This window comes from Methylobacterium oryzae, assembly GCF_021398735.1.
GTDB lineage: Bacteria > Pseudomonadota > Alphaproteobacteria > Rhizobiales > Beijerinckiaceae > Methylobacterium.
Genome location: NZ_CP090349.1, coordinates 3,470,876 through 3,482,948 on the forward strand (window position 1 = coordinate 3,470,876; position 12,073 = coordinate 3,482,948).

15 protein-coding genes are annotated in these 12,073 nt (G+C 73.2%); 4 read left to right on the forward strand and 11 right to left on the reverse strand.

Annotated features, from left to right (window positions below; translation table 11 throughout):
• Positions 1–15: 15 nt before the first annotated feature.
• Positions 16–1,236 (reverse strand): phosphoglycerate dehydrogenase, encoded by a 1,221-nt coding sequence (serA, locus tag LXM90_RS16525; RefSeq protein WP_020095126.1) that lies wholly within the window; start codon positions 1,234–1,236, stop codon positions 16–18.
• A 220-nt stretch (positions 1,237–1,456) separates the two neighbouring features.
• Between serA and LXM90_RS16530 the strand changes: the two genes are divergently transcribed.
• Positions 1,457–2,476 carry a zinc-dependent alcohol dehydrogenase family protein gene (locus LXM90_RS16530; RefSeq protein ID WP_020095125.1) on the forward strand — a complete coding sequence of 340 codons (1,020 nt, stop codon included), beginning with the start codon at positions 1,457–1,459 and terminating at the stop codon, positions 2,474–2,476.
• A 48-nt stretch (positions 2,477–2,524) separates the two neighbouring features.
• Here the strand turns inward: LXM90_RS16530 and LXM90_RS16535 are convergent, their stop codons facing one another.
• The 7 genes from LXM90_RS16535 to LXM90_RS16565 all read right to left on the reverse strand — a co-directional run bounded on the left by LXM90_RS16535 (position 2,525) and on the right by LXM90_RS16565 (position 7,306).
• Positions 2,525–2,752 (reverse strand): DUF1127 domain-containing protein, encoded by a 228-nt coding sequence (locus LXM90_RS16535; RefSeq protein WP_234080796.1) that lies wholly within the window; start codon positions 2,750–2,752, stop codon positions 2,525–2,527.
• Positions 2,753–2,889: 137 nt separating this feature from the next.
• Positions 2,890–3,582 (reverse strand): helix-turn-helix transcriptional regulator, encoded by a 693-nt coding sequence (locus tag LXM90_RS16540; RefSeq protein WP_020095122.1) that lies wholly within the window; start codon positions 3,580–3,582, stop codon positions 2,890–2,892.
• Between the two features lie 70 nt (positions 3,583–3,652).
• On the reverse strand, positions 3,653–4,495 hold the full coding sequence (locus tag LXM90_RS16545) for an anti-sigma factor family protein (protein ID WP_020095121.1): 843 nt from the start codon (positions 4,493–4,495) through the stop codon (positions 3,653–3,655).
• Positions 4,492–5,034, reverse strand: a complete 543-nt coding sequence (locus tag LXM90_RS16550; protein WP_020095120.1) for a sigma-70 family RNA polymerase sigma factor — start codon at positions 5,032–5,034, stop codon at positions 4,492–4,494. Before LXM90_RS16550 ends, LXM90_RS16545 begins: the two co-directional genes overlap by 4 nt.
• Before the next feature lie 586 nt (positions 5,035–5,620).
• Entirely contained in the window at positions 5,621–5,887 is a 267-nt protein-coding gene (locus LXM90_RS16555; RefSeq protein WP_026605238.1) for a GCG_CRPN prefix-to-repeats domain-containing protein, read from the reverse strand.
• Between the two features lie 157 nt (positions 5,888–6,044).
• Positions 6,045–7,049, reverse strand: a complete 1,005-nt coding sequence (locus LXM90_RS16560; RefSeq protein WP_234080797.1) for an SDR family oxidoreductase — start codon at positions 7,047–7,049, stop codon at positions 6,045–6,047.
• A gap of 41 nt (positions 7,050–7,090) precedes the next feature.
• Entirely contained in the window at positions 7,091–7,306 is a 216-nt protein-coding gene (locus LXM90_RS16565) for a hypothetical protein (RefSeq protein WP_020095116.1), read from the reverse strand.
• A 192-nt stretch (positions 7,307–7,498) separates the two neighbouring features.
• Between LXM90_RS16565 and LXM90_RS16570 the strand changes: the two genes are divergently transcribed.
• On the forward strand, positions 7,499–8,080 hold the full coding sequence (locus LXM90_RS16570; RefSeq protein WP_234080798.1) for a hypothetical protein: 582 nt from the start codon (positions 7,499–7,501) through the stop codon (positions 8,078–8,080).
• A 178-nt stretch (positions 8,081–8,258) separates the two neighbouring features.
• Here the strand turns inward: LXM90_RS16570 and LXM90_RS16575 are convergent, their stop codons facing one another.
• A complete protein-coding gene (locus LXM90_RS16575; protein ID WP_234080799.1) occupies positions 8,259–9,089 on the reverse strand; it encodes an outer membrane protein in 831 nt (276 codons plus the stop codon).
• 1,009 nt (positions 9,090–10,098) lie between these two features.
• Between LXM90_RS16575 and LXM90_RS16580 the strand changes: the two genes are divergently transcribed.
• Together LXM90_RS16580 and LXM90_RS16585 are read left to right on the forward strand one after the other, a co-directional pair.
• Positions 10,099–10,581 carry a DUF2721 domain-containing protein gene (locus LXM90_RS16580; protein WP_020095112.1) on the forward strand — a complete coding sequence of 161 codons (483 nt, stop codon included), beginning with the start codon at positions 10,099–10,101 and terminating at the stop codon, positions 10,579–10,581.
• Between the two features lie 222 nt (positions 10,582–10,803).
• Positions 10,804–10,983, forward strand: coding sequence for a hypothetical protein (locus LXM90_RS16585; RefSeq protein ID WP_020095111.1), 180 nt, complete (start codon positions 10,804–10,806; stop codon positions 10,981–10,983).
• 19 nt (positions 10,984–11,002) lie between these two features.
• On the opposite strand, the gene LXM90_RS16590 is transcribed toward LXM90_RS16585, so the two are convergent.
• Both LXM90_RS16590 and LXM90_RS16595 read right to left on the reverse strand, forming a co-directional pair.
• Positions 11,003–11,263, reverse strand: a complete 261-nt coding sequence (locus LXM90_RS16590; protein WP_056530699.1) for a hypothetical protein — start codon at positions 11,261–11,263, stop codon at positions 11,003–11,005.
• A 337-nt stretch (positions 11,264–11,600) separates the two neighbouring features.
• Positions 11,601–11,966: a hypothetical protein gene (locus tag LXM90_RS16595; RefSeq protein ID WP_020095109.1), complete on the reverse strand. Its 366-nt coding sequence runs from the start codon at positions 11,964–11,966 to the stop codon at positions 11,601–11,603.
• Between the last annotated feature and the right edge of the window lie 107 nt (positions 11,967–12,073).

Below are 12,073 nucleotides of genomic sequence, written 5' to 3' on the forward strand. Positions count from 1 at the left end.
GCGGCGCGCGGATCCTCACGCCGCCGGCCGGAGATGCCGCGTCCGCACCGTGCCGTCGATGGCCCGCAGCGCGCGGAGCACCGCGTCCGCCTCGCCCGGCGGCACGGACGCGTCCACCACGACGTAGCCGAACTCGCCGTCCGTCTGCAGGTACTGCGCGTCGATGTTGAGCGACCGGCCCGAGAAGATCGCGTTGATCTGCCCGAGCACGCCGGGCACGTTCCGGTGCACGTGGAGGAACCGCGCACCCGACAGGCGCGGCGGCAGCTGGACCTGCGGGAAGTTCACGGCGCCGAGCGTCGAGCCGGTCTGGACGTAGTCGACCAGCTTGCGGGCCACCTCCGCGCCGATGCGGTCCTGGGCCTCCTCGGTCGAGCCGCCGACATGGGGGGTGAGGATCACGTTCGGCAGCCCCTGCAGGGGCGAGACGAAGCGCTCGGCGTTGGAGGTCGGCTCCACCGGGAAGACGTCGATCGCGGCCCCGGCGAGGTGACCGTCGCGCAGAGCCACCGCCAGGGCGTCCAGGTCCACGACCGTGCCGCGGCTGTTGTTAATCAGGTAGGCGCCCGGCTTCATCGCGCGGATCCGCTCCGCGCCCATCAGCCCGTGAGTCAGCGGCGTCTCCGGGACGTGCAGGCTGACCACGTCGCTCACGGCGAGCAGGGCCTCGAAGCTCTCGGCCGGCTCGGTGTTCCCGTGGCGCAGCTTGTCGGTGAGGTCGTAGAAGATGACGCGCATGCCCATCGCCTCGGCGAGGTTCGAGAGCTGCGCGCCGATATTGCCGTAACCGACGATGCCGAGCGTCTTGCCGCGCACCTCGAAGGCGCCGGTGGCCGACTTGTCCCAGCCGCCTTCATGGGCCGCGACCGAGCGCGGCACGATGCGCCGGAGCAGCATCACGATCTCGCCGATCGTCAGTTCGGCGACGCTGCGCGTGTTCGAGAACGGCGCGTTGAACACGGGCAGGCCGCGGGCGCGCGCCGTCTCGAGGTCGACCTGGTTGGTCCCGACGCTGAAGCAGCCGATGGCGGCGAGGTCGGGCAGGGCGTCGAGAAGCGCGGCGGTGACCTGCGTGCGCGAGCGGATGCCGAGGACGGTGACGTCGGCCAGTTCGCCGGCGTCCCCGGGGCTGACCGCGCGCGACAGCTGCCGGATGGCGCCGATCCCGGCCTGGGTGAAGATCCTGGACGCTGTCGGCGCTATGCTTTCGGTCAGAACGACGCGCTCGGTCGACACGGTCTGTCCTCCCTCTACGGACGGGATGGGATCCGCGACCTTGGCGCCGGCGCGGCGCAGCGGCAAGGGCGGCGCGGGCGGGACGGGGTTGCGGGCGCGCGGCGCGGGCCGCCCTCCCCGCCCCGCGGCGGACGGCCCGGCCCCGTCGTCTCGACGGCGCGCGCCGGGCCTGCCAGTGTCCGCCTCCCGGCGGCCGAGGCCGCGGAGCGACAGGTGCACCATGACCGGATCGACAGCCCGGGCCGTGATCGTCCAGCCCGGCGGCGGCTTCGACGCGGTGACCTTCGGCGAGCGGCCCGTGCCGGAGCCCGGGCCCGGCGCGATCACCGTCCGCCTGCGGGCGAGCTCCCTCAACTACCACGACTACGCGGTGGTCAGCGGGATGTGGGGCCCGAGCGAGCCGCGCATCCCGATGTCCGACGGGGCCGGAGAGGTCGAGGCCGTGGGGCCGGGCGTGACCGAGTTCGCCGTGGGCGACCGGGTGGTCAGCACGTTCTTCCCGACCTGGCTGGAGGGCACGCCGCGCGTCGAGGGCTTCGCCACCGTGCCGGGCGACGGGGTCGACGGCTACGCCCGCGGGGGCGTAACCGCGCCCGCCACCGCCTTCACCCGCGCCCCGCGGGGCTGGGACCACGCCGAGGCGGCGACGCTGACCACCGCCGCGCTCACCGCGTGGCGGGCGCTGCACGCCGATGCCGGCCTGAAGAGCGGCGACGTGGTGCTGGTGCAGGGCACCGGCGGCGTGTCGCTGTTCGGCCTGCAATTCGCCAAGGCGGCGGGGGCCACGGTGATCGCCACCTCCTCCAGCGACGCCAAGCTGGAGCGCCTGCGCGGTCTCGGCGCCGACCACGTCATCAACTACCGCACCGACCCGGCCTGGGGCGAGACCGCCCGGCGCCTGACCGACGGGCGCGGCGTCGACCACGTCCTCGACGTCGGCGGCCCGGCGACGCTGGAGCAGTCCATGGCCGCCGCGCGGGTCGCCGGCCACGTCTCGGTGATCGGAATCCTCTCGGGGGTCGCGGGCGAGCTGCCGCTGGTGCCGGCGCTCCTGAAGCAGATCCGGCTGCAGGGCGTGCTGGTCGGCAGCCGGCGCCACCAGATCGAGATGATCCGCGGCATCGACGCCTGCGGGCTGCGGCCGGTCATCGACCGCCGCTTCCCCCTCGACGACCTCGTCGCGGCGTTCCGCCACCAGGAGAGCAACCGTCACTTCGGCAAGATCTGCGTCGAGATCTGAGCGGTCCGGCCGGACCCGAGGCGGTGCAGCGGGCGGTGCGGCGGGCGTTCAGCGGAAGGCGATCCCGAGCCCACCGGGTATCATCAGGGCCCGGGGCGTCTCGGCCTGGCTCGGCGGCGGCGGCACGTGCGCGCAGCCGTTCTCGCAGAACGTGCGGAGTGCGCGCCGGTCGAGGCCGATGTCGCTCAGCATCTCGTCGTCGAGGGCCGAGAGAATGCGAAGATTTCGCGCCGCGATGCGGCTCTTCCGGGCAGATTTCAGGAACGAGAGGATCATGATCCAGCCTCCGTTGCGCCGAAAGATCCGTGGTTTGTCCACGATCGGCCGGATCAGCGTCGCTTTAATGCGGACTATGCGCATCCTCCGTTCGGATTAAGGGTGGCGCGCGGCGCGAATATTTTTGCCGGAGTGCGCTAGGCGTCCGCGATCGGCTGCGGGCAGAGCAGGAGCAGGCGCACCAGCTCGGCCTGGCGGCGCGTCCCCGTCTTCTCGAACAGGTGGCGCAGGTGCACGCGCGCCGTGTTCCGGGTGATCCGGCGGCGCGTCGCGCTCGCCGCGAGGTCGTTCCCGGCCAGGATGTCGACGGCCAGGGCCGCCTCCGCGGGCGTGAAGCCGAACTGGTCCTGGAGAATGCCGGGATCCGGCAGGCGCGGGGTCCCGGGGTCGGTGAGACGCAGGAGAACCGCGCCCTCGCCGATCGGGCCGAGCGTCCCAGGAATCGCCGAGGCGGCGACCAGGAGCGTCCCGCCCGCGCCCTCCAATCGCACCGAGCCGCCGCGATGGCCCGCGGCGCAGCGGGCGATGACCCGGCGCAGCGCCGCGCTGTCCTCGGGCGTCGCGCCGCGCAGGCCGCCGTGCTCCAGGCACAGGAGGCCGCGCGTGACGAAGGCCTGCGCCGCGCGGTTCAGGAAATGGGCCCGCCCGTACCGGTCGGTCACCGCCAGCCCCTGCTCGAGATGCTCCGCCAGGAGATGGAGCGCCGCCTCCACGAGGGTCGGGTCCGGGAAGGCCGGGGTGCCGCCGGCCTGAACCCGCCGCTCCTGGGCGGAGCCGATCCCGGATATCGTTTCGGCTCTGCGGGTGTGCAGGTGGGATTGACTGATCACGCTGGGATCCTCGCCGGATCGACATCACGATATCAGTAATAACCCGAAACTGGCGTCCCTTATTCCCGCCTTATCCCGGCGGGCCCCCGGTCCGGGACTGAAACAGGTCGGCGAAGGCGCGCAGGTCGCGCCGGTTGAGGTCCGAGACCGCCCAGTAGGTGAGGTCGCCGAGGTGCCAGCGCTCGATCGTGGACCCGTCGCGCCGCTCCTCGCCGGCGCCGGGGCCGTCGGCGGCGGGGACCACCGTGACGCTGATGACGTGCCTGTCGCGGCGATAGACCAGGGTCGGCACGGGGGTTCCGCCGACGATGTCGACCCGGCCGCCGACCAGCGGGAAGCCCTTGTCGGACAGGTCGGGGGCCTCGGGCGCGAGGGTGGTCCGGCCGTTGAACCAGGGCTTCACCACGTGCCGGTCCGAGGAGGCGACGTCGAAGGGCTGGGGCGCCGCGAGGCCGCGGAGATGGCCGGCGAGCACGGCCGCGCCGGTATCCGGGGCGCCGTCGGGGCGGTCGAGATAGACGATCCCGCTGCCGAGCGCGGCCCCGCCGACGAGGCCGACGAGCAGCGTCGCGGCCAGCGCCTGCCGGGATCTGCGCCAGGATTCGAGCCAGGCCTCGACCCAGGTCCCGACCCAGGACCCGAGCCGGGTCCCGAGCGGGCCTCCGAGGCGGCCGCGCGACGGGGGCGGGTCGGTGAAGCCGATCTGCTCGATCACGCGCGCCCGCAGGGATTCCGGGGCGGGCGGCCCCGCGAGGGGCCCGCGCAGGGTGGCCGAGAGGTCGCGGAGGCGTTCCGCCAGGGCCCACGCGTCGGGATCCGCCGCGAGACGGCGCTCCATGGCCAGGACTTCGCCGGGCGACAGCTCGCCGTCCGCGTAGGCGCTGAGGAGCAGGAGGGTCTCGTCGTCGGTCATCGCCCGTCCTTCGCGAGCCGTGCAAGCAGGTGCTGCCGCGCGCGGCCGAGGCGCGACATCACGGTCCCGATCGGGACCCCCGTCACCGTGGCGATCTCCCGGTAGCTGAGGCCGTGGTACTCGCGCAGGACCAGCGCCTCGCGGAAGGCCACCGGCAGGGCCTCGACCGCCCGGGCGAGCTGCCCCGCGTCGTCGCGGGCGATGAGGGTCGCCTCGGGCGTCTCCGGGACCTCGGTCAGGGCGCCCCCGATCTCCAGCTCGGCGCGGGCCTCGGGGGCGAGGTCGTCGGCGAAGACCACCGCCCGCGGCCGGTGCCGCTGCAGCCAGGAATAGCCGGTGTTGCGGACAATGGTCAGGAACCACGCCCGGGCATTGCCCTCGGCGAACCCCTCGATCGCCCGGTAGGCGCGCAGACACGCCTCCTGCATCACGTCCTCGGCGTCGGTGGCGTTGCCGGTGAGCCAGTGCGCGAGCCGGTAGCCCTCGTCCAAGCGCGGGAGAACGAGCTGGCTGAAGCGCGCGCGCGCCAGGGTCGTCATGTCGGCGGCTGGGCCGGGCCCGCCCCGTCGAGAGCCTGCGAAGCCATGGGGTCCCTGCCCTCGCGCTCCTGCCTGCAGCCTTGTGCCACACAATCGGGAACCGGGCGGCGGCGGGCTTTATTCCCGCGTCCGGGCACGCGAATGTTCGGGGCGCTACTCGGGGCGCTACTCGGGAAGCCTCTCGGGCCGGTGGCGCGTCGCGACCGGCCGCCCCGGAGGCGCCCGGCGGTCCGGCGCCGCGGCCTCGCTCCGGCGGGCCTGTCCGGACGGCGATCACCGGTCGGGTGCCGGTTCCGGGCAGCCGTCCGGACCGAGGCGCTTGCGGGCGACGCGCTCGGCCGCCGCCCGTTCCGCCGCCGAGGGGTTCGCGCCGCCGCTCTGATCCTGGGCCATGGCCATGTCCAACCGGAGCGGGACCGTCCGCGGTCCCGGTCGTGGCATCCCCGGCGCTGCCGGCCCGCATCACCGCCAACGGGAAGGGGCAGGCCCCGCCTCCTCGGAGACGGGACCTGCCCCTGGATCAACCCGCGGGTCGGGTCACGGTTCGGCGCCGGACCCGCGCGTCGGGATGCGTGCCTGCGCGACCTTAGCGGCAGACGCGCCGCGGTCCCCACGGGGTCGGACGGAAGAAGCAGCGCGGGCCGTAGAAGCGCGGCCGCCGGTAGATCGGCCGGCAGCGCCCGTACGGGCCGGGCGCCCAGCCGGGGCCGCAGCCGAAGGCGACGGTGCTGACCGCGGCGGGGCCGGTGAGCGTATCGGCGCCGGCGGGCGCCAGGGGCGCCGCGCCGGCGGAGGCCAGGCCGAGGCCGCCGACGACAGCCGCGGCGGCCGCGATCATCTTCACGTGCATCATCATCAGACCTTCTGTTCGGCTCCGCGCCAGTTCGGCCCGGCGCAAGACCCGGTCAGAATGGTCATCGGGCCTGAATGTCGGCTGACCTCCGCCATCATCGTCTAGAAACAAACATTCCGGCCGGCGCCCGCGCGGGGGCGGGCGCCGCGGCGGGGCTCTAGCGGCGGTCGGCGCGGCCCAGCAGCGAGGCCGCGGCCGCGGTGGCCCCCGCCAGCAGGATCCCGGTCAGGACCGGGTTGATCGAGGCCCGGGTGTAGGCGCTGCGCATGACGTGATGGGGCGAGCCGCCCCGCACGGCCCCGTCGCGGCCGGCCGCGTGGAGGGCGCCGTCCCGCCGCTTGCCGGCCGCGCCCGCCGTCTGGCTCCGCGACATCACCTGGGCGCCCATCCAGTCGGTCGCCGCGGGGACCCGCTTGCGCAGCGCGCTCATCAGCTTGCCGCCGCCGCCGACGTAGAGGTCGCGGGGCCCGTGCTCCGCGGCGTACAGGATCGCGTCGGCGACGTCGGCAGGGTCGTAGACCGGCGGCGGCAGCTTGGGCGCCTGCGCCATGTAGTTCCGGGCATGCTCCGGGAACGGCGTGTCGATCGAGGCCGGCTTGATGAGCGTCACCGAGACCGGGGCGCCCTCCTCTTGGAGCTCCATCCGGAGCGCGTCCGTGAAGCCTTTGATCGCGTGCTTGGAGGCGGAGTACATGCCCTGGATCGGCAAGGCGAGGTCGGAGGCGACGGAGCCCAGGTTGATCAGCGCGCCGCCGGTCCGCTTCAGGTGCTGCAGCGCCACCGTCGAGCCGTAGACGATCCCCCAGAAATTGACGTCGAACAGCCGGCGATGGTCTTCGTCCGAAACCTCCTCGAGGCGGCCGAAGATCGAGAGACCGGCATTGTTGACCCAGGTGTCGAAGCCGCCGTAGGCGCGCACGGTCTCTGCGGCCAGCGCCTCGACATCCTCGCGGCGGGACACGTCGGTCACGACGGCCCGGGCCTCGCCGCCGCGCTCCTGGATGTCGCGGACGATGTCGTCGAGGGCGGCGCCGTTCCGGGCCGCCAGCACGACGCGGGCGCCGCAGCGGGCGGCCGCCCGGGCCGTGGCGAGGCCGATCCCGCTGGAGGCGCCGGTGATGACGATCATCTGCTCGCGCAGGGGCTTGTGCCGGATCTGCATGCTGCGTCTTCCTCTCTCGCGTGCTGTCTCGATGGCGGTGCTCAGCCCCGGCCTCCGCCCGGCCGGTCGCGCTCCGCGCCGAGGCTGGTCCCGCCCTGGCGCGCCTCCTCCTTCTCGGTGCCGGCCCGCTCCATCGGGCCGTCCTGCGGCCTGACCGTGCCGGTTGCGGTGTCGCGGGGGCTGTCGGCCAGGCCCGCGCGCTCCGGCTCGCCGTGCGGCATCCGCTCGGCCTGGGTGTCGTCCGGCGTGTCCGCCATGCTGCATCCCTCGCGATGGGCCTGATCCCCTGAGGGCCAACCCGTCAGGCGGCCGGCGTATCCGGCGGCCCCGGCCACGACGGCGGACGCTGCGCGGGTGGAGATGCGGGAGGGTGCGGGTCGGGCGAACGCGCCGCAGGAACACGGCCGCAGGGCCCGTGTTGTCTGCCAAATCTTTTTCACGAGGCGCCGATGTCAGGAACCGCCAAGAAGACCGACCCGAAACTGTGGGACAAGGTCAAGACGCAGGTCACGAAGTCCGAGAAGGGCGGGAAGCCCGGCCAGTGGTCGGCGCGCAAGGCGCAGGTCGCGACCGCCGAATACAAGAAGGAAGGCGGCGGCTACGCCGGCAAGAAGTCGGCCGACAACCATCTCCAGCAATGGACCGACGAGGAGTGGGGCACGAAGTCTGGCAAAGAGAGCGGCAAGACCGGCGAGCGCTACCTGCCCAAGAAGGCCCGCGAGAGCCTGACCGACACGGAATACGCCGCCAGCACGGCCAAGAAGCGCGCCGATACCCGGAAGGGCAAGCAGTTCTCGAAGCAGCCGAAGGCCGCCGCCGAGAAGGCCGCCGCGGCGCGCGAGGACGGCAAGTCCACCAAGGCGTCCGGAGAAGGCAAGACGTCCGGCAAGACGACCGGCAAGTCTGCCGCCAAGGCGTCCGGCAAGGTGGAAACGACCAAGGCCGCGCTGATGCGCAAGGCCCGGGCGCAGAACGTGCCCGGCCGGTCGCGGATGTCGAAGGCGCAGCTGGAGCACGCGGTCCACGCCTGAGGCGCGCCGCGGCGGGCCCTCGCCCCCGACGCAAGACGTCCCGGGAATGGCTCCCGGGACGCTCCTCGGCTCAAGCGGCCAGTTTGATCGGGCTGGGGATGCTCAGGTCGAGAGGGGATGCGGCCTGTCCAGAGGCCCGCGCGCCGTGCCGGTGGTCGGGACGGCGCGCGGGTGGATCTTAGTACGAGCCGAACTTGTAGTTCAGGCCGGCGCGGATGACGGCGAACTCGTCGTCGCGGCGGCCGATGTTGTTGTACACCACCGGGAAGTTGTTGGCGGCGTTGATGACGAACGCACCCTGGTTGCGGGTGTTGCGGTCGAGGTTGACGTACAGGCCTTCGACCTTGAGCGTCACGGCGTTCGAGCGGAAGAAGTTCAGGAACGAGTCGGTGGGCAGGGCGTACTCGATGCCGCCGCCGACCGCGTAGCCGGTGCGGAAGCTGTCGTTGCCGGCATAGCCGCCGAAGGAGCGGTCGGCGCTGCCCGAGCCGTAGGCGAAGCCGCCGGTGCCGTACACGAGGACGCGGTCGAAGGCGTAGCCGATGCGGCCGCGGACGGTGCCGAAGAAGTCGAGGCTGGAGAGGCCGCGCGGGTCGGTGACGTAGTAGCCGGGGGCCAGCGGACCGACGAGGAAGGCGTTGTTCCGGCTGCGGCCGAAGTCGAGGTACTGGGCGTCGGCCTCGACACCGACGACGATGCCGGAGCCCGGGGTGAACTGGAAGTTGTAGCCAACTTGGCCACCGCCGGTGAAGCCTTCCTGGTTGCGCTGGCTGAAGAAGGCGGTGGTGCCGTTGCCGTAGGGGGCGGGCACGCCGAAGCTGTTGGTGTTGTTGCTGCTGGCGTCGAAGGCGTAGCCGGCGTTGATACCGAAGTAGGCGCCGGTCCAGGTGAAGACCGGGACGGGGGTGAACACCGGCGGCGGGGCGGCGCGGCGCGGCAGGTCGGCGGCCGAGGCGGCGCCGGTCAGGAGAGCCGTGGCGGCGCTCGCGAGCAGAAGCTTCTTGATCATCTGGTCCTCTGTCTCCCGTTGGGCGGGATGTGTGCGGGGCGGACAGAACGCCAGGACATGCCGGGGCGATAGTGCATCGCTGCAACAGCTCGGAATCGGGTCTTTGACCCCGAAACAGCCGGGTGCGCTGGAGCACATCGCGAAATCGACTGGTCTAGCCCGAGAAGAACTTCGGTATCCGAATGTTTCCAGAAACAAAATGCCCCGTCGCGCTCGAGCGGACGGGGCTTCAGTTTGTCGGTGAACGTTCCCAGGACCAACCAGGAAGCTTCGAGGTTTAATAAATCCTACCGGTCGGCGGCCCGCAAGCCCGATCGCGATCCCGCGAGCGGTTAACATTAATTTACGGGTGGTGCCCGCGCATCCCCGGGCGCGCGGGTGCGGGCGGCGCCGCAGATCTCGCGCGATCCCGTCCCGTATTGCGGGGCTTTCGGACGCCATCGCGCCTCTGTGCGGGCACCACTCGCGCGTCTGGCCACGGATCTGCACAGATGAAACCGGCCGCCCGACTGGCCCGAGTCTTGATCGCGCATCCCCGGGTCTTGGCGCGCCGCCGGGGCCGGATCGATCTCCTCGGAACCGGCAGATCTCGCGGGGGATCGGCGGCGGCGCGGCGCCGGTCTCCCGGCCTGTGGAGAAGGCGCCGCCGCGCCGGGGCGGCGCGGCGGCCGCGGCTTTTCCGGCGCGCCGCAGGCCCTATCTGCCGGCCTCGTCGTCGGTGGAGATTTCAGGAGACGCGCATGCACCCCGTCGCGCTGCCTTCGATGCCGGCCCTCCGGGCCCGGACCGGGATCGGGGATGCCGGCCCCGCGCCGGCCGGGAGGCCTCGATGACCGACACGCCGGCCCCGTATCTCGCGGTGGCGTTCCTCTCGGCGCTGTGCCTGCTCGTGGCCGGGCTGCAGGCGGAGGGCCTCCTGTGGTGATCCGCCCGGTCCGGAGCCGCGCAGCCGTCCGTCCCGGCGGCCGGCGGAGGCGGGGCGCGGCGCGTCCGCCCGCGTAGCCCGCCGATGTTCGGCTTCTCCCTCAGCGCGACCGAGCCCGACAGCATCGCCCACATCATCCAGGTGGCGCTCGCGCCCGCCTTCCTGCTGTCGGCGCTGGCGACGCTGCTCAACGTGTTCTCGACCCGCCTCGGCCGGATCTCCGACAAGGTCGACAGCCTCTCGGCGGAGGCCGCCCGGGCGACGGAAGCCGAGGCCGGTCGCCTCGCCCGCCGGCTGACCTTCCTGCGGCGGCGCTCCTTCGTGCTGGACGTGGCGGTGGTCCTGGCCTCGCTGGCGGGCGGCCTGATCGGTCTTGCCGTGCTCACGCTGTTCGTCGGCGCGCTGCGCGACGCGGCGACCGCGTCCGTCCTGTTCGCCTGCTTCGGAGCGGCGCTGGTCTGCACCGTGGCGGCGATCGCGGCGTTCATGACCGAGATCCTCATGGCCGGCCGCGGCGTCCGCGACGCGGTCGACCGGCAGCAGGATCAGGTTTCGACGCCGCGGTGAGGCCCGTCCCGGATCGCCCGGACGCGCTCCGCGACCGGGGGCGGCCTCCCGGTCTTCCGGAGATCGCGGGGCGAGCCCGTGCCGCGCGCTGCGGCCGCGCCCGCCGTGCGGGCTGGGCGATCCGGCGCGAACGGGCGGCGATTTCGGTTGCGGCGTGCGCGAGCCGGGCCTTAGTCTCGCCGTGGCCCGACTCCGCCGCCGGCGACGCCCGAGTGTTCCGTCATGAGCATCGCGATCCTGATTGCCTTCGTCGCCGGCGCGCTCTGCCTCGGGATCCTGTCCGCGGTCATCCCGTTCGGGCGGCGCGAGGCCGAGGAGCTGGACGAGGCGCTCCCGTACGAGGACGAGTTCTTCGACGTGGGCGGCCCCGTGATCGATCTGGAGCCGCGCCACCTCACCTGACGGCGCGTCGGTCCGAAGCCTACCGGCCTGCCGATCCCCCGGTGCCGGGCGTCGCGGCGTCCTGCCGGGCCGACCAGACCACCCGCCCGGCGGAATCCCGCAGGGCCGCCGAGCCCGCGCGGCCGGCGCGCAGCTCCGCGAAGCGGGCCTTGGCGGCGGCGACCGCCGCCTCCACGAGGGGCCCGGGAATCTGCTCGTCGTGGATGATGATGCCGCCGGCGCTTTCCCGGTGGATCATGCACTGCAGCCGGTAGGGCGCCTGGGTCTCGGGCGTGGCCATGTGGCGATCTCCCGTCCGATCACGGGACCCGCGCGCCGCCGGAACGGGCGTGGCGCAAGCATCCCGGGCGCCGGCCTCTCTCGGTACGACGCGTCGAGCGCGATCCATACCAGATCGGTCCGGCCCGCGGGCGATCCCGCGCGGTGCCTCTCGCGCTCGCCCCCAACATCCCGCGCGGACGGGCATCGCCCGGTGGTCGGACGCCGTCCTGGCTCCGTCAGGCCGCCTCGCCCACCGCGTCGTCGGCGTCCGGGATCGTCTCCGGATCGCCCACGAGGGCGTCGCGCCGGTCGGCCGTCGCGACGCCCTCGCGGTGTGGTCGGCCACCTCACCGCGCTCAACCGCGCCTGCGGGTGTAGCGCTCGACCACGCGCTGCCGGTGCGACGGGAGCTCCGGCAGGCGGGAGGGGCCCGCCAGGGCACGGTCCCGGGCCGCGGGGGGCCGGGGCGCGGGCAGCAGCTCCGGCGGGAACCGGGGCGTCTCGACGACGACCGCCTCCAGCACGATGGGCCGCATCCGCGGCGCGGAACGCACCGGTCGGCCAGGCCGTGCCGCGAGGGTGCCGAGGGCCCAGAGCCCGAGGCAGAACAGGCCGATCAGGATCCCGTCCCAGGACGGCTCGGTCCGGCACATCAGGATCCCGGTGCCGGTGAGGGCGGCCGCGGCCGCGAACAGGCGCGGTGTCGGATCGGCGGAACGCATGCACCACCGTCGGTGCGGAGCCCTAGGGACGCGTGAACGGGATCGCTTGAATTGTCGGCGCCGCCGGATTCTCCCCAGGCTATTCCCAGGTTCTCTCCAAGTTCTCC

Bases quoted from the DNA above. Each gene is read 5' to 3' on its own strand.
- LXM90_RS16555 (WP_026605238.1), bottom strand. From the start codon at position 5,887: ATGATGCACGTGAAGATGATCGCGGCCGCCGCGGCTGTCGTCGGCGGC.
- LXM90_RS16595 (WP_020095109.1), bottom strand. From the start codon at position 11,966: ATGCGTTCCGCCGATCCGACACCGCGCCTGTTCGCGGCCGCGGCCGCC.
- LXM90_RS16590 (WP_056530699.1), bottom strand. From the start codon at position 11,263: ATGGCCACGCCCGAGACCCAGGCGCCCTACCGGCTGCAGTGCATGATC.
- LXM90_RS16585 (WP_020095111.1), top strand. From the start codon at position 10,804: ATGAGCATCGCGATCCTGATTGCCTTCGTCGCCGGCGCGCTCTGCCTC.
- LXM90_RS16550 (WP_020095120.1), bottom strand. From the start codon at position 5,034: ATGACGACCCTGGCGCGCGCGCGCTTCAGCCAGCTCGTTCTCCCGCGC.
- LXM90_RS16535 (WP_234080796.1), bottom strand. From the start codon at position 2,752: ATGATCCTCTCGTTCCTGAAATCTGCCCGGAAGAGCCGCATCGCGGCG.
- LXM90_RS16580 (WP_020095112.1), top strand. From the start codon at position 10,099: ATGTTCGGCTTCTCCCTCAGCGCGACCGAGCCCGACAGCATCGCCCAC.
- LXM90_RS16560 (WP_234080797.1), bottom strand. From the start codon at position 7,049: ATGCAGATCCGGCACAAGCCCCTGCGCGAGCAGATGATCGTCATCACC.
- LXM90_RS16570 (WP_234080798.1), top strand. From the start codon at position 7,499: ATGTCAGGAACCGCCAAGAAGACCGACCCGAAACTGTGGGACAAGGTC.
- LXM90_RS16565 (WP_020095116.1), bottom strand. From the start codon at position 7,306: ATGGCGGACACGCCGGACGACACCCAGGCCGAGCGGATGCCGCACGGC.
- LXM90_RS16575 (WP_234080799.1), bottom strand. From the start codon at position 9,089: ATGATCAAGAAGCTTCTGCTCGCGAGCGCCGCCACGGCTCTCCTGACC.
- LXM90_RS16545 (WP_020095121.1), bottom strand. From the start codon at position 4,495: ATGACCGACGACGAGACCCTCCTGCTCCTCAGCGCCTACGCGGACGGC.
- LXM90_RS16530 (WP_020095125.1), top strand. From the start codon at position 1,457: ATGACCGGATCGACAGCCCGGGCCGTGATCGTCCAGCCCGGCGGCGGC.